This is a genomic window from Vibrio sp. KUL80, from assembly GCF_059725495.1.
The window spans coordinates 2,808,213-2,824,014 of the sequence record NZ_AP045841.1 but is presented as its reverse complement, the minus strand read 5'-3'; the positions used below and the strand labels follow the sequence as shown (position 1 = coordinate 2,824,014).

Below are 15,802 nucleotides of genomic sequence, written 5' to 3'. Positions count from 1 at the left end.
CTTAGGTGTCTTTATTAAGGGCGTAGAAGTGGTGGACGGGGCCGTGACCTTTACCGATCTTAAGCTCATCAGCATGCGCTATCGCTTGGGTAATATAGTCTTTACCCAGTTTTACTGCGTCACTCAGTTCGTTCCCCTTTGCTAGGAAGGACGCGATCGCTGAGCTTAAGGTGCAGCCCGTACCATGGGTATTATTTGTCGCGATCCGAGTGGTATTAAAGAACTGAACATCGCTATTAGTGATCAACAGATCATTACTGTTTTGCTCTGACTCTAAGTGCCCACCTTTTAGCAAAATAGCAGGGGTGTCCAAAGCACGCAGTGCGTCGATCAGTGCTTCCATATCCTGTTGAGATTGTGGGACATCACAACCTAATAGTGCTGCGCCCTCTGGCAGGTTCGGAGTAATCACGGTCGCTAATGGTAGCAACTGTGTTTTGAGTGCATCAATGGCACTACTTTCAAGAAGAAGGTCTCCGCTGGTGGCAACCATGACCGGATCAAGAACGATGTATTGCGGTTGGTACTCTCGCAGTTTTTCGGCGACAGCGCCAATGATATTGGCATCTGCCAGCATGCCGATTTTGACAGCGACAACGTTCAAGTCGCTAAAGACCGCATCAAGCTGTGCTTTGACGAAGTCTGGGTCAATGCCAAGTATGCCTGTTACACCTTGAGTGTTTTGAGCGGTAAGTGCTGTAATGACTGAGCAGGCGTAAGAACCTGTGGCTGAAATCGCTTTAATATCCGCTTGAATACCAGCACCACCGCCAGAATCTGAGCCGGCAATGGTTAATACGGTTGGGGTGTGTTGCGATGCTGTGACCATAAATGCTCCTTTTCTGCGAAGGAACAGCCATAGCCCTGCCAAAGACACCTTGGGTAGTGAGTCTTTTTGCATTGTCTATCAGTTCCCTACGCCAGTGCTAACTGAATCAGGTTCAACGGGTCTCACCACAATGGTGATCTCAGCATAAATGCCCCCCGACTAATGTGAGGCTCATTGTCATACAAGCGTGGTCACTTTTCCAGTAATAACGGATCAGCTTCGGTTATTTATGTGGCTTATGTATTGTTATTCATCCCCCTTATGTGTAGGTGGTGTAGCTATCTGCTCGCTGGATGTGTTTGGCGTTTATGACTTACCTGATCTTCTAAATGAGTGAAAAATTCTGGGCACAGGGTTGAAGAGTTGATGAAAATGCCTGAGACAAAGGATCTAATTTTGAGTGGTGACTCGAAGTGAGTTTTATTTTTGCACAAAAAATGAACACATCTGCCTATTAATAAATACCGATGTTCACAACTTTTTAATACATCTTAAGTTATTGAACTTTTGACCCGCTTTTTAGCTTGTAAACAGTTGTGAGCAGGAAATTTTTCGTCTTTCAAGGAAAGAGAATGGCAATGAAAAAACTATTATTAGGCTTATCAGGGGTCGCATTGGCAGTGAGTCAAAGCGTCATGGCTGCTCCTGCTGCGCCGTCTATCGATGTCTACGGATCAAACAATCTACAATTTTCAAAGATTCAGCTCGCGATGGAGACCACCTCTGGTTACAACCAGATGGTGCAGTATAAAGATGCCGCTGATATCGGTATTCAATTTAACCAATGGAGTGGCACAACCGGTGACACCTACAACATCTATTTTGATGGAGTTAAGGTTGCAACCGGTCCTATCTCGGGCAGTCAAACCTTAGCTAACTTTACGTATGAGAAAGGAGGTCGCTACCAGGTTGAGGTGGAAGCGTGTGATGCTACTGGGTGTAGCCGTAGCGCGCCAGCTGAGCTGGTTGTTGCCGATACTGATGGTGCACACCTAGCGCCGCTCACCATGAACGTTGACCCTAACAATAAGACCTTCAATACAGATCCAAATACCGTCGTCGGGACGTATTTTGTCGAGTGGGGGATCTACGGTCGCGACTTTACCGTGGACAATATTCCCGTCGATAACCTAACCCATATTATCTATGGTTTTATTCCTATTTGTGGTCCAAACGAGTCGGTTAAATCGGTTGGTGGTAACAGCTTCAATGCGCTTCAAACAGCGTGTCAGGGAATGCCCGATTATGAAGTGGTTATCCACGATCCGTGGGCGGCCTATCAAAAGAGTTTCCCACAAGCGGGGCATGAGTACAGTTCACCTATCAAAGGTAATTACGCAATGCTCATGGCACTCAAACAGCGCAATCCCGATCTCAAAATCCTTCCTTCAATCGGTGGCTGGACCCTTTCAGACCCTTTCTACAGCTTTACTGATAAAGCGAATCGAGATGTATTTGTTGCGTCCGTTAAACGCTTCCTACAGACGTGGAAGTTCTACGATGGTGTGGATATTGATTGGGAATACCCAGGTGGGCAAGGGGCCGCTCCCGACCTTGGCGATCCTTTGAAAGACGGTGATGCTTATGCAGCATTAATGCAAGAACTTCGAATCATGCTAGATGAGCTAACCGTCGAGACTGGCCGTACATATGAACTGACATCCGCGGTTGGTGTCGGTTATGACAAGATTGAAGATGTGAACTATGCTGATGCTGTGCCTCATATGGATTACATCTTCGCGATGACCTATGACTTCTATGGTGGTTGGAACAACGTACCCGGTCATCAAGCGGCGCTCTATTGCGGAAACTTCATGAGCGCTGGTCAATGTGATGGAACGGGTGTGGACGCCGAGGGTGTCCCGTATAAAGGACCTGCATACACCACAGATAATGGTATTCAGCTTCTTCTCGCGAAAGGTGTTCCCGCGAACAAGTTAGTGGTTGGCGCTGCAATGTACGGTCGTGGTTGGGAAGGGGTGATGCCAGATACTCTGTCCGATCCCTCTGACCCTATGACAGGCGTGGCAACAGGCAAGCTTAAAGGCTCAACAGCGCAAGGTGTGTGGGAAGATGGTGTGATTGATTATAAAGGTTTGAAGTCATTTATGATTGGCCCAAACAATACTGGCATCAACGGATTTGAGTATGGCTATGATGAGCTAGCAGAGGCTCCGTACGTGTGGAATCGTTCAACCGGTGAGCTCGTGACGTTTGATGATGCTCGCTCTGTCATCGCGAAAGGTCAGTATGTTCGAGCACAAGGCTTTGCGGGACTGTTCTCATGGGAGATTGACGCTGATAACGGTGACATTCTTAATGCGATGCATGAAGGTTTAGCGGGCGGCACACCAGTAAACCGAGCTCCAACAGCCAATGCTGGTGGCAATCAAACGGTCGTCGGTCCTGCAACCCTGGTCCTTGATGGTAGTGCATCCCGTGATAGTGATGGCTCAATAGTCAGTTACGCTTGGTCACAAACCGCGGGACAACCTGTGGTGGTAGCGGGTGATAACACGGCGCAACTTAGTGTTACTGTTGGTGAGGTTACGGTTAGCGAGCAATATAGCTTTACGTTAACGGTCACTGATAATGAAGGTGCGACAGGGACATCGACGGCAACAGTGACCGTTAACCCAACGAGCACAACGCCTACCAATACCGCACCGGTTGCCGTAGTGAATGGTCCAGCAGTGGCAAGCGCAAATGACTCAGTTGTGTTGGATGCGTCGGGATCGACAGATGCAGAAAGCGATCCTCTCACGTTCACGTGGCAAGCGCCGGCAGAGTTGTCTGTAGCAACTCAAGGCAGCACGCTTAGCTTCGTTGCGCCGAGCGTATCGGTAGACACGGACTTCACGATTTCGGTAACGGTGAGTGATGGCGCTCTAAGCACTAGCAAATCTCATGTCGTCACAGTGAAAGCGGATGGTGGCAGTGTCGTTTGCGCAGATACATGGGATGCGTCAGCGGTATACAACGGTGGTGCGGAAGTTATCTACCAAGGTCATCGCTATTCGGCTAAATGGTGGACCCAAGGTGATGAACCCACTAAATCTGGCCAATGGGGAGTCTGGAAAGACCTTGGTGCGTGCCAATAGAGTATTAAGGTTCGAACTGAGCATTTAGATTAGCCATCATACTTGTAGAGTGTATTCGTAGCAGATCGACACCTCTCTAGAGATACACGAAGCGAGCTATGATGGCGCTTACAAAAAGCCGCTCTTATTGAGCGGCTTCGTATTTTATTTATTCGCTTATGCAGATTGCTCTGCACCAGCAAGTCGATATTGCACCATGTCCTCAATCGTTAAAACAGGCATGCTGTGCTGCTTACCGAATTCAACAATCTCAGGTGCTTTGGCCATAGTACCGTCAGGGTTTGTTACCTCACAAAGCACGCCAAATGGAGAGAGACCAGCCATCTGCATCAAATCGATGGTGCCTTCTGTATGTCCGCGGCGAGTAAGTACACCGCCTTTTCTCGCTCGTAGTGGGAATACATGACCCGGGCGCGCTAAGTCTTCTGGGCGTGCACCTGGCTGACAAGCTGTTTTGATTGTCGTCACGCGATCGGCTGCCGATACGCCTGTTGTGACGCCAACTTTCGCTTCAATAGAGACAGTGAACGCGGTTTGGTTTGCGCTGTTGTTGTTCTCTACCATTGGTGGTAAATCCAACTGCTGAGCTTGTTCATCAGTGATACACAGACAAACAATACCGCTGCACTCGCGGATCATCAGTGCCATTTGCTGATTTGTAAGATGATCAACGGAATAGATGATATCGCCTTCGTTTTCACGATCCTCATCATCGAGAAGCAGTACGCCGCGACCTTCGCGCAGTGCTTGTAGAGCAATTTCAACTCGCTCTAGAGGTGTGCCAAATTCGGCCAGTAGTGAGGTTTGGTTCTGATTCATGGTAATACTCCTAAATATTAGTACCAGAATCAGGGCATAGATATGGGGAAGCACTAGTCTATCTATTTGATAAAACTATTGATTCCAAAAGGTATAGCCAAGCCACACGAAAGCCGTCGCCACTCAATGAGTGCCGAAAATTATCGTGTTGCTCTATCGAAAATGGCGCACAAAGCACCGACACTTTTCCATAAGGTGTCCAAGTGTCTCGATAATACTTATCCTCTCCCATCCGGACTATAACCGTCGGCTCTGGATTCTCACCAGATCTGCTGACCCTGATACTCAGTATCAGGCGCTCGCGGGCTTATCATGATGACTTACCGCCGGTGGGGAATTTCGCCCCGCCCTGAGAATAGATTTGTGTCGTTACGACATTTAAATGGTAACGATAATCCAATCACTTGGAAACCAAAAAATGCGGATTAAGACGTGTTGAGCACAGCTGAAGGGATGTTGTGAGTGAATTCTCAACAACTTTTAGCGTTGCAGGGGATTTTTAGGTTTGCGTCACAGTGTGATTTGATAATTTACATTCGCATAACCAAGTGTGAGCTACTATTCTCAACACTCACTGGAATGACGAAGTACGTCGAACGAACAAAGAGAAAAAAATGGCGCTCAATCTAGAAACGGAAAGGCTTATCTTAAGAGATTTTGACCTCGGAGACATCGAAGCCTGGCTTCAAATGACCTCTCACCCTAAGTACCAAACCTTTTACCCTAAAGAAGAATGTTCACCAGAGTTTAATGCTCATTTACTCGAGATGTTTGTTGAACAAGCGCATCAGGTGCCACGCACCAAATTTCAGCTCGTTATCGAAGGCAAAGAGAGTCACCAAGTTATTGGCACCGTGGCGTTTCGTCTAGAGTCCGACAATCAGGCGTCTATCGGGTTCGGTCTTGCAGTCGACAGACAAGGGCGAGGTTTGGCTGTAGAGGCGATGTCTGAGCTCATTAGTTACGGCATCGAACAGTTTGGTACACGTTGTATATTTGCTGAAACCCGTGCGGGTAACACGGCGGCAGTAGCGGTATGTAAACGACTTGGCTTGAATCAAGTTGACCTTAACCATGAGCCTTCTGACGATATGAGTGTGATTCGTTTAGAGCGCTGTTATTAATTGCATTGCTGGTGGTACTCTAATTCATAGTAGAACAAATGATAGGGAAGAGTAATGCAGCAACAATGTCGGATTTCACTGCCGGGCAACAAAGAGTATTCACCTGCTGACATGTTTGCCCGAATAGCAGACTGGTGTCAGCAGCACAACATCGAACATGACCGATATGGTGAAGGGGACTTAATTCAGTCGTTCGAGAAAAAAGTGGCCGCCATGCTGGGTTTCGAGGCCGGTCTTTTTGTGGTGACAGGCACCATGACTCAGCCGACAGCGTTGCAGATAGCTTGCGAAATGAAACAGTGCCGCAACGTCGCCATGCACCCATCGAGCCATATCTATATTCATGAAAACCAAGGTTACCAGCTACAAGATCGCTTTTGTTTGCTTCCGGTTGGTAAGCCTTATACTCCGTGGAGCTTACCGGATTTAGAAAAGATCCAGGATAAGTTAGGTGCGGTATTGTATGAGCTGCCGATGAGAGAAATCGGTGGACAGCTACCTAGCTATGAAGAGCTTGATTCAATCAAGCGTTACTGCCAGCAAAATGACATTCATCTTCATATGGACGGTGCAAGGCTTTGGGAATCGGCCGCCTATTATGGAAAAGACTATTCAGATATTGCCAAAGGATTTAACTCTGCCTACGTCTCTCTCTATAAAGGCATTGGTGGGCTAGGCGGAGCATTGCTGCTCGGCGAGCAATCCTTTATTGAAAAAGCCGCCGTATGGATGCACAGACAAGGTGGCAGCGTTTACCATAGAACCCCTTATGTCGTTGCGGCGGCGATGCAGATTGATGAGAGAATTGCCGTGATGCCTCAACTGTTTAAGCGCACAAAGCAGGTTTACGCATTGCTCGATGCGTTTCCAAACATCACTCCAAACCCTAAGCAGCCTCAAGCGAACATGCTGCACATCCATCTCCCCATTAGCCAAGACCAAGCAATATCGCTCAGAGATCGATTGGCAAAAGAACACAGCCTTTGGATAGGCAACCCTCAACAAGGCATGCTAGCGGATCAAAGTTACATAGAATGGTATGTGGGAGACAGGCTGTTGGAAATGCCAGATGAGGATTTAATAAAGTACCTCACTCTCATTAACGACGGATGCAATGAATCTTCTTAATCGAATATAAAACAAAAAGGTTCATCGCGGCTTTCCGGGGAAAGCCGCTTTTATCTTTAGAAAGAAGTAATCGATATCTCGGTAACCGTAGCCCATTCGTTTGATTAACTTTATCTTGTTGTTTATCCCTTCTAGCGTACAGGTGTTGAGTGGGTACCTTGCAGAAGCAACTATGCCATGAAGGTACGGTTTGAGCTTTCTCGCGAAGTCCATTAGTGGTTTGATCCCGCTTTCTTGAACTTGCTCCCACCATATGTCCCACAAGCCTTCCGCTTCGCTCTCTGACTGGCACCGCCATAACTCTTTAAGCTGAGAGCCAAGTAAATACGTCACCATTAAGTCCTTGTTCATACTCAGTATCTCATTTAGATAACTCTCCTGCTTACTGTCTAAATTGCCTCTGTTTTTGAGGAGAACCCAGCGTGAACGTTTAATCCATTGACGTGCTTTCCTGTCTTGTTTAAGTCGATTAGCTTGGTCAACTCTGACTCTATCCATCACTTCTCGTCCAAATTTGGCGACTACATGGAATAAGTCGTACACAATGCGGGCGTTAGGACAATGCTGCTGCACTTCGAGGTCGAAAGCCGTATTCATATCCATCGCAACCGCTTCTATGTTCTGGCCATGCTTACCGAGTAACTCGAAAAAAGGACGGATATCTTTTCGGCTGCGTCCGACGCCTATCCAAAGTACTTGATGCGTCTTTGCATCCGCGATAACAGTGGCATAACGATGTCCCTTGAAGAGGGCAAACTCATCCATAACAAGCTGTCGCAGCTCCGCCCAGTTAACCTCTGGCACTACATTTTGCAGCCGGCGCTTATCTATCTCCTTGACGGTATGCCAATGAACACCCGTCATTTGGGAAATATGTTTGATAGGGAGAAGAGGCAGCAACTGTTCAATATAACTACGCAAGCGGTTAGTAAGACGGGCAAAAAGGTTCAAGCCAAGAAATAGATTCGGTTTTGATACCGCAGTCAGGGCACTTGATACGCCTTGTTTGTAGGTGCAGCTCGACAGGTACGCCAAGAATCATCGCTTCCTTAATGGTGCGCCACTGATAATCATGTATGGCTTGAACATGTTGCCCACATGCACATCGAGCAGTCGTACTGGGTTTGAGAGTAATCGTGATAAGAGAAGACGTTTGTACAGACTTTACGACATGAAAGCCTTCCCAGAACGATGATAGGAAAGTATTATTCGGCATGAAAACGGTAGTTTGTGCAAGGTTGTGTTTGGCGATGTAACCTTATCACTTACTACCGTTTTTGTTTTAAGTCCCCGCTAATCCGCGATGAACCAACAAAAAGGGCGATAACTCATAGAGTTATCGCCCTTTCCAAACGTTTGGTGGAGCTGGCGGGAGTCGCCTCCAAGTCCTTTAAAAATCAATGACTTCAATGTGTTAGGGTGTTTGTGTTTTTTGAGGAAAACCCTTTAGTACCGCATCTTAGTACCATATGAAGTTAGTATCAACCTCTAGGCGCATACATTAAAAATATGGACGCCAGTTCAGCTCCTCGCTAGGGAGTTGAACCGATGTTTATGATACTTAGATCATTTAATCTGACGTTTGACGCTGTTAATCCTTTCTAGCTGCGATGCACTAAGTGAACGCTGCTTCAATTGTTCATAGCTTTTTAGTAGCCTGTTTTGCTGGCGTCGAATTTGTCGCTCATTTTGCTCTTCTTTTGCGTTTGCCCACTTTTCAAACTGAGTTTGCATTCGCTTGATGAGTTTTTCAATTTCAAGGGCTTCAGTGGCTTTTTGGTGTTGGTATTGCCAAGTTGATAGCCTGCGTCCTTTCTCCTTTTCAATTGGGTCATAGCTCCGGTAGTCGATGCCGACATGTTGCAACACTGCAAGGTTGAATGTCTGTTTAATGACTTTTGTAGCTTTTTTCTGTTGTAGTTCAGTGAGGACACGATTGCCGACAACCTTACCAATCATTAAATGTACATGGTCGCCACTACCTTTATTGCCTTGCTGTTCTTGCTGATGCAACACTGCTCTAATTTGTTGTCTGTATTGGGTAAACTCAGATTTGTTGAGTCGACACAGTTTTGCTAAAGCTAATGCGCATTCTTTGACAATAGATTGCCACTGACTTTTAGTAGGTCGGTAGCCTTTTGGTAGCGTGAGGCAATATTCCATAGCATAGGTCGCAAGAGGTCGTCCACCGCGACGGTTGTAGAGCTGTTGGTTAAGTCGAAACTGCTCACCAGAAATTGCTATCCGGTTTGATGTTTCGGTGCAACCGAAAAGGGAGATGAGTGCTTCAGTGTGTTTGTGGTTCACGTGCTTCGGGTTTAAATAATAACGCTCCCTTATTAACACGCCGTCGCTAGCGAGGCGTACGGGTTGTGTAGTCACCGTCCAGTTTTTAAGCATATAGGTATGTTTTCTATAAGCTTAAAAACTAAATTCAGTGATTACAAACAACCAGTAATTACCCTGTATATCCGATGCTTGGTTCCAGATAGGACAACCCACTTCGTTCCGTTGTTGTCCGCTGGTAAGAAGGGGCTTCCCTTCTTAACTACCCTTCATTTGTAGTTCATGATTTAGGTTATTAAACTTCAAGAAAAACTATGAATCATAATTCTCCAATAGCACTGGCTGTAAAGCTGGAAGAATGCCGACAAATTACGATAGAAGATTTAGTTATCAACTTGTGCATTGAAGCTGCGTTTTTAACTAATCAAGATATCGAAAAAAACTCAAGTCGATACCAATGGGTTATCAAACTTACAGAATACTGTATAGATGCAATGGCATTGGAGGACGCAGTAGAAGGGGAGGGCAATGACTACCTCAATAGTTCAAACCCTAACGCTATAATGGCAACGAAGAAGAAACATGCAGGCGAAGTCGTAGAGGTGATAGCTAAGCAAGTTATGTTAGCAATCCCTCCCTATAGAAGCTGATTGGTTGATGCAATAGTCTGAAGGAGAGTTAGTCCTCCAGACTATTTGGTTTCTCGACAGGCTATCGTTTATTAATGAAAGCCTTCGATAAAGGTTGAAGCGAACCCTTTTAACCGCTCTGTGATACGAGGCAGGATTGTGCGGCGTGTCCTAAAAGTCATCTTCTCAGTTGTTAGCTGGGCAATATCATCAGATTTCAAGCTGTCTACACTCATGCCGTTCTCAATGTTCGTCACCATTTCGCTGAACTTATCAGTGTCAAGCTTCTCTTCTTCTGCTATCTGGCTTAGCTCTTTTTGCTTCTGCTCTTCGATGTACTCATCAAACTCAGCACCTTGCACTAAGCCTTGCATACTCTTCTCAATAAAACCTTCAATGAGAGAGCGCTTACTGTGCAATGTCGGTTCAGTTGCTAGTAAGTTAGCGATAACTTGGCGCTTCTTCTCTTTGGCTTCATCACAAGACTCTTCGAACATGGTCATTAGTAAGTGACGGATATAACTAACGTTGACTTCATCTCTTTGAAGTAGCTCTAGCTCAAAATCGATGTCCGCTAGGATAGATTCTTTATCAGTAGGCCCTTTCTTGAGTTCACGGGCTAAATCGCTGTATTTAGAGGCGTAGTCAACGAATTCTTGCTCAGATATGCCAAGTGCCTCAATGTCGAAGTCACTAAAAGTCTCTAGCTGGTTCTTTAAACGCATCAAGATGCGGAACTGCTTAATAAAACCTGCTTGCATGTCTTCGTCAGGCAAGTCATCGACACTTTGCACATCAGGAGCAATTGCTTTCAGTGCTTCAAGCGCTTTAGAAAAATCTTCCGTCAGCCCGTTAAGATCTGGTACTTCAATAAACTCGATTGGCTGTTTATTTGAGAACAGCGTAAACGCCTCGTCCGCTTGTGGTTTGAGGTTGCGGTAACACATGACATTACCATGCGACTTCACCGTGCCATTTAGGCGGTTAGTACGGGAGAAGGCTTGCACCAAGCCGTGGTACTTAAGGTTTTTATCGACATAGATGGTATTCAAACCGGGAGCGTCAAACCCCGTGAGGAACATATTGACTACGAGCAAGATATCCACTTCACCGTTCTTGGTGCGGTTCGATAGATCCTTGTAGTAGTTATAGAAACTGTCTGTATCTTGGGTTGAGTAGCTTGTACCAAACTGCTGATTATAGTCTTCGATGTAAGCGTCCAGTTTATCTCGGCTATGCACTTTAGCATTGGCTTCCGCTAAGCCTTTAACATTGACCTCACCCTCGAACTCTTCTTCCTCATTTACGCCATAGCTAAAGATGGTGCCGATATTGAGCTTATGTTTACCCTCTTCTTTGAGTGCTTTGAAGGTATCGTAGTAGGTGATGAGATCAGGCACACTTGCCACACACAGCATAGCGTTAAACTTACGTTTTGTCTTATGACTGTGGATACCAATTATGTGCTCACAAACTTGTTTAATGCGCTTTGGAGAGCTAAGAAACTCGGCGACATCGATACTACTTACATCGACATCCATGCTGTCGTTTTTATGTTTCAGCTTACCGTAATATTCAATGGCAAACGGCAGCACGTTGTCATCTTTGATCGCATCAACAATCACATAGCTATGAAGACGCTCACCAAACAGATCTTTTGTAGTTCGCTTCTGCGTCCCTTTTCCTTCCACTTTTTTAGCGGTCGCATTGTCAGCGAAGATAGGTGTCCCCGTAAAACCAAACAGTTGTGCTTTTTCGAAGAAGTCGACGATGTTTTGGTGCGTTTCACCAAATTGGGAGCGGTGACATTCATCAAAGATAAAGATCACACGTTCTTGGCGTAAGTGCTCTACTTGCCCTTTAAAGCGAGGTTTAGTGATCAAATTATTAAGCTTTTGAATCGTAGTGATAGTCAGTTTGTTGATGCGATTTACTTTATTGCTGTATATAGGCGCATACTCAGCAACTTGCGGTAGCTCTTCACCATCGTTGGCACTACTATCTTTCGTGTTTAGTGCTCTCTTCGGCACAGGTCGTGAACCGAGGAACTGATTCAGAAGGCTTTTGGTATCTCCCGTACTGTCGACACTGCCTCTCAAAAAAGCATCAAACTCTTTGGCAGTTTGGTAATCGAGGTCTTTACGGTCGACCACGAAAACCACTCTATCCACATCTTCAAGCGTAGAGAGGATCTGAGCGGTTTTGAAGCTGGTCAGCGTCTTACCACTACCTGTCGTGTGCCAAATATAACCGTGATTATTGTTGGTTTTAACCTGATTAACGATCGCTTCTACTGCATAGAATTGATAGGGGCGCAGCACCATCAAAAACTTACCTGACTCGTTCTGTACGATGTAACGGCTGAGCATCTTAGTCAGATGCGGTTGATTTAAGAAAGAATCCGCAAACTGAGGCAGTGAGTTAATCTTGTTATTATCAACGTCCGTCCAGTGGAAAGTCTGCTTAAATGAAAGCTCACGGTTGTTAGAAAAGTATTTGGTGTTGACGCCGTTAGAGATAACAAACAACTGTACATAGTTGAACAGCCCACCTTGCGCACCATAGGTATGTTTGTCATAACGCTTAATTTGATTGAATGCTTCCGCTAGCTCAATGCCTCGACGTTTTAGTTCAATTTGAATCAGCGGTAAACCATTCACCAAGATAGTGACGTCGTAGCGGTTCTCGTACGTCCCTTGAATGGTGATCTGATTGGTTACTTGGAAGTGGTTCTTGCTGGCATGATCAAACAATAAAGTCAGATAATCAGTTGTACCGTCTTCACGAGTGACATCCACCTTGCCTTTCAAGCGCTTGGATTTATCAAAGATGTTGCCCTTTTCTAGCTTGATGAGCACACTTTCAAACTCACGCTCTGTTAGCGTTACGCCGTTGGCTTTCTCAAGCTGAGTTTTGAGGTTCGCCTTTAACTCCTCAGCATTGCCAATATCAACAGGTTTGAAATCGGCAGCGATAAGCTGATCGATTAGCTCTTTTTCAAGTTGTGCTTCTGATTGTGTGCTCATAATTCTTCTATTTATAAATCCAACTGACGGCTCTAACTACACGAACATTTGCTGTAATAAGCCATTCTTCCACTCTCTAGCTTTCTCAAGCTCAGAGTTAGCTAGCCTTACTTTTTCCTCAAGTGAAGATAAGAACATCGTAATTTTCTGCTGTTCTTCCAATGATGGCATTTTGAAGACAATTTTCTTTAGCTCTACTATTGTTAAGGCTTTTTGGTTAGAGCCAATAGCTGTTTTTAACAGTTCATGCTTGTTTGCTTCCATCAGGATAGATAAGAACTTCGAATCACATCTAGGCTTTCTTAACCAGATCAAGTTTCCATCCTTGAAATAGAATTCAAACTCGCCAGAGACTCTTAAAATATTGGCTAAAGTGCCAACGGCGGTGACAAGGATGTCACCTTCTACAGGTGCTCCATACTTACTCTTAAACTCTTCAAAAGCCTCACGAGTAATATATAGAACATCGTCAGGAATGATTCCCTTGCGAATCTCTGAAATTTCTTTACCACGAAAGAATGGAACACCATCTTCTGAGTAATCAGAAAGATATACCCTCTTACTGGATGTCAAGTCAGCCAAGGAGCCCAACTTCTTCTCTTCCCAATCAGGAAACTCGCTACCATCATCGGCTTTGAAGCGTAGTGTCGGTGGGATAAAAGTTAGCTGCCCGTCATACTCTTCCCACTTGCCATTGAACAACTGCTGCATTACCCCTTTTTTGTACTCGGCGAGCTTGTCCTTTTTCTTGGTGAGTAGAGAGATCTTCTTATCGACCTTTGATAAGAACGAAGCTATTTTTTGTTGTTCTGCTAGGGTTGGAAAATGAAACTGCCACTTAAACCACGTGTTGTTTTTGAATAACAGCTTTTCAATATCGACACCATCACTAGATAAAAAAAGTGATTTTTTCAGGTTTGGGCGTTTAGCTAGATAGTTGAAGTAAGCGAGGTCAAAACCGTCTTTTGTATGATAAGCATGATACTCATTAGATACTATTGAACCATCTAGCTGTGCTGGAACTATACCAATGGCACCATGAACGATCTGGCGCTTGGATATTAATAAGTCCTTCTCTTTTACGATGAACTGATTCTTAACTTTGATTTCTTTACCGTATAGAAAATCTCGACGAACAATACCTTCATTTCGTCGTTTAACTGTGACTAAAGAGTATTTTTCATCATCTAGCATTTTAAGAGGTCTCTCAATGACCTCTAGCACTTCAGAGATAGAGTGCTTTTTCCATGTGTCGTTAAAAGAAGAAAACCTTAATTTAGGCATATTACTCATTATTCCAATGCCTCTTAGAATGGGGATTTTATATCTAGCTCTAAACAAAACTGTTGGATTTCACTATCAACAGCATTCATTTGACTTTTTATTTCACTTAAATCCTTCACAACCAGTTTAAGATCTACAGGTTCTTCATCCTCGAATGTATCAACATATCGAGGAATATTTAGGTTGTAGTCGTTTTCGGCAATTTCAGTAAGTTGAGCTTTGTAGGAGAATTTTTCAACAGACACTCGTTTACTGTATGTTTCTACAATTCTGTTTACATCATTGTTTCGCAGGTAGTTTTGACCTTTGATCTTTTCAAAACTATCTGATGCATCAATAAACAGTACATCGTCTGAAGCTTTTCGATTCTTTTTGAATATCAATATACAGGTTGGAATTCCAGTACCAAAAAATATTGCGGATGGTAAGCCTATCACGGCATCTAGGTAATTTTTTTTCTCAATAAGGTGCTTACGGATATGACCTTCTGCCGCACCACGGAATAAAATTCCATGAGGGACAACCACCGCCAATGTGCCTGTTTCATTTAACTGGTGGATCATGTGCAGAACAAAAGCAAAATCAGCTTTGCTCTTAGGAGCAAGCTTGCCGTAGTCAGCGAAGCGTTCACTGTTTAAGTGCAGTTCGTTAGCACTCCAATTCGCAGAAAACGGAGGGTTAGCTACCACAGCATCAAAACGTTGTTCTAGGTGCATTGGGTGCTCCAGGGTGTCATCGTTTTTAATGTCGAACTTATCGTAACGCACGCCGTGCATCAGCATGTTCATACGAGCTAGGTTATAAGTGCTTGGGTTTTGCTCCTGACCACAAAACTCAAGGTTGTGGCTGCCGACTTCACGAGCAACACGCAGAAGCAATGAGCCTGATCCACAAGTAGGGTCATATACGGATTTGACGTTGCCATCTAGGGTAACAAGCTTAGCGAGGATCTTACTGACCTGTTGCGGTGTATAGAACTCACCCGCTTTTTTACCCGCACCTGAGGCAAACTGACCGATAAGGTATTCGTAGGCATCGCCCAGTAAATCAATCTCGGTATTTTCTAGGTGGAAGTCGATGTTATCTAAGTGAACTAAGACCTGACTGATTAGCTTATTACGTGCGTCAGGGTTTTTCCCTAGCTTACTTGAGTTAAGGTCTAACTCTTCAAACAAACCATTGAAGTCATCGGCAGAGTCCGCCGCTGTGGTGGACTGCTCAATATCAGCAAGAGTGCGATCAAGCTCGTCAATAATGAACTCTTGTTTCTCGCCACGCCTCGCTAGGCTTGAGAAAAGCTGTTTAGGCGCAATAAAGTAGCCAAGGTTTTCAACACATTCTTCACGAAGGTCATTGAGCAGCTCTTTATCATCAACAGCTCCAACAAAGGTAATGTCATCTTCGGCAAGCAACTCATCACAGTAGCGGTTTAGCTTGTCTGAGAGATACTTGTAGAAGATAAGCCCCAGAATGTAATCACGAAAGTCGTCTGCCGACATATTGCCACGTAGTGTGTTGGCGATGTTCCAGAGCTGTTTTTGTAATTCTTGTTGGTGTTGTTGAACCATTATATGCC

At 44.9% G+C, this 15,802-nt stretch carries 10 protein-coding genes, 1 pseudogene and 2 riboswitches; of the genes and pseudogenes, 4 read left to right on the top strand and 7 right to left on the bottom strand.

Annotation, left to right across the window (positions count from 1 at the left end):
- Nucleotide 1 precedes the first annotated feature (1 nt).
- Nucleotides 2–829 carry a bifunctional hydroxymethylpyrimidine kinase/phosphomethylpyrimidine kinase gene (thiD, locus tag AC6I8U_RS12990; RefSeq protein WP_498018361.1) on the bottom strand — a complete coding sequence of 276 codons (828 nt, stop codon included), beginning with the start codon at nucleotides 827–829 and terminating at the stop codon, nucleotides 2–4.
- A 66-nt stretch (nucleotides 830–895) separates the two neighbouring features.
- Nucleotides 896–997: riboswitch (TPP riboswitch) on the bottom strand.
- Between the two features lie 410 nt (nucleotides 998–1,407).
- On the opposite strand from thiD, the gene AC6I8U_RS12985 reads away from it, so the two are divergent.
- Nucleotides 1,408–3,930 carry a glycosyl hydrolase family 18 protein gene (locus tag AC6I8U_RS12985; RefSeq protein ID WP_498017106.1) on the top strand — a complete coding sequence of 841 codons (2,523 nt, stop codon included), beginning with the start codon at nucleotides 1,408–1,410 and terminating at the stop codon, nucleotides 3,928–3,930.
- A 156-nt stretch (nucleotides 3,931–4,086) separates the two neighbouring features.
- Here the strand turns inward: AC6I8U_RS12985 and ribB are convergent, their stop codons facing one another.
- On the bottom strand, nucleotides 4,087–4,749 hold the full coding sequence (gene ribB / locus AC6I8U_RS12980; RefSeq protein ID WP_252013658.1) for a 3,4-dihydroxy-2-butanone-4-phosphate synthase: 663 nt from the start codon (nucleotides 4,747–4,749) through the stop codon (nucleotides 4,087–4,089).
- A 216-nt stretch (nucleotides 4,750–4,965) separates the two neighbouring features.
- Nucleotides 4,966–5,110: riboswitch (FMN riboswitch) on the bottom strand.
- A gap of 253 nt (nucleotides 5,111–5,363) precedes the next feature.
- On the opposite strand from ribB, the gene AC6I8U_RS12975 reads away from it, so the two are divergent.
- Nucleotides 5,364–5,873 carry a GNAT family N-acetyltransferase gene (locus AC6I8U_RS12975; protein WP_042476282.1) on the top strand — a complete coding sequence of 170 codons (510 nt, stop codon included), beginning with the start codon at nucleotides 5,364–5,366 and terminating at the stop codon, nucleotides 5,871–5,873.
- A 54-nt stretch (nucleotides 5,874–5,927) separates the two neighbouring features.
- A complete protein-coding gene (locus AC6I8U_RS12970) occupies nucleotides 5,928–7,001 on the top strand; it encodes a threonine aldolase family protein (protein WP_498017105.1) in 1,074 nt (357 codons plus the stop codon).
- A 21-nt stretch (nucleotides 7,002–7,022) separates the two neighbouring features.
- Here the strand turns inward: AC6I8U_RS12970 and AC6I8U_RS12965 are convergent.
- Both AC6I8U_RS12965 and AC6I8U_RS12960 read right to left on the bottom strand, forming a co-directional pair.
- Nucleotides 7,023–8,217: pseudogene (locus tag AC6I8U_RS12965) on the bottom strand (ISL3 family transposase).
- A gap of 350 nt (nucleotides 8,218–8,567) precedes the next feature.
- Nucleotides 8,568–9,401, bottom strand: a complete 834-nt coding sequence (locus AC6I8U_RS12960; protein WP_498017104.1) for a hypothetical protein — start codon at nucleotides 9,399–9,401, stop codon at nucleotides 8,568–8,570.
- Between the two features lie 200 nt (nucleotides 9,402–9,601).
- On the opposite strand from AC6I8U_RS12960, the gene AC6I8U_RS12955 reads away from it, so the two are divergent.
- Nucleotides 9,602–9,937: a hypothetical protein gene (locus AC6I8U_RS12955; protein ID WP_498017103.1), complete on the top strand. Its 336-nt coding sequence runs from the start codon at nucleotides 9,602–9,604 to the stop codon at nucleotides 9,935–9,937.
- A 71-nt stretch (nucleotides 9,938–10,008) separates the two neighbouring features.
- Here AC6I8U_RS12955 and AC6I8U_RS12950 read toward each other — a convergent pair whose 3' ends face one another.
- Genes AC6I8U_RS12950 through AC6I8U_RS12940 form a run of 3 tightly spaced genes read right to left on the bottom strand, consistent with a single transcriptional unit; the run spans nucleotide 10,009 to nucleotide 15,794 of the window.
- Nucleotides 10,009–12,942 carry a type I restriction endonuclease subunit R gene (locus AC6I8U_RS12950; RefSeq protein WP_498017102.1) on the bottom strand — a complete coding sequence of 978 codons (2,934 nt, stop codon included), beginning with the start codon at nucleotides 12,940–12,942 and terminating at the stop codon, nucleotides 10,009–10,011.
- 36 nt (nucleotides 12,943–12,978) lie between these two features.
- A complete protein-coding gene (locus AC6I8U_RS12945) occupies nucleotides 12,979–14,235 on the bottom strand; it encodes a restriction endonuclease subunit S (RefSeq protein WP_498017101.1) in 1,257 nt (418 codons plus the stop codon).
- 14 nt (nucleotides 14,236–14,249) lie between these two features.
- Nucleotides 14,250–15,794, bottom strand: a complete 1,545-nt coding sequence (locus tag AC6I8U_RS12940) for a type I restriction-modification system subunit M (protein ID WP_498017100.1) — start codon at nucleotides 15,792–15,794, stop codon at nucleotides 14,250–14,252.
- Nucleotides 15,795–15,802 lie beyond the last annotated feature (8 nt).

Excerpts from the sequence above, each read along its gene's own strand:
- AC6I8U_RS12970 (WP_498017105.1), top strand. The coding sequence starts at position 5,928 with ATGCAGCAACAATGTCGGATTTCACTGCCGGGCAACAAAGAGTATTCA.
- AC6I8U_RS12975 (WP_042476282.1), top strand. The coding sequence starts at position 5,364 with ATGGCGCTCAATCTAGAAACGGAAAGGCTTATCTTAAGAGATTTTGAC.
- AC6I8U_RS12945 (WP_498017101.1), bottom strand. The coding sequence starts at position 14,235 with ATGAGTAATATGCCTAAATTAAGGTTTTCTTCTTTTAACGACACATGG.
- ribB (WP_252013658.1), bottom strand. The coding sequence starts at position 4,749 with ATGAATCAGAACCAAACCTCACTACTGGCCGAATTTGGCACACCTCTA.
- AC6I8U_RS12955 (WP_498017103.1), top strand. The coding sequence starts at position 9,602 with ATGAATCATAATTCTCCAATAGCACTGGCTGTAAAGCTGGAAGAATGC.
- AC6I8U_RS12940 (WP_498017100.1), bottom strand. The coding sequence starts at position 15,794 with ATGGTTCAACAACACCAACAAGAATTACAAAAACAGCTCTGGAACATC.
- AC6I8U_RS12960 (WP_498017104.1), bottom strand. The coding sequence starts at position 9,401 with ATGCTTAAAAACTGGACGGTGACTACACAACCCGTACGCCTCGCTAGC.
- AC6I8U_RS12985 (WP_498017106.1), top strand. The coding sequence starts at position 1,408 with ATGAAAAAACTATTATTAGGCTTATCAGGGGTCGCATTGGCAGTGAGT.
- thiD (WP_498018361.1), bottom strand. The coding sequence starts at position 829 with ATGGTCACAGCATCGCAACACACCCCAACCGTATTAACCATTGCCGGC.
- AC6I8U_RS12950 (WP_498017102.1), bottom strand. The coding sequence starts at position 12,942 with ATGAGCACACAATCAGAAGCACAACTTGAAAAAGAGCTAATCGATCAG.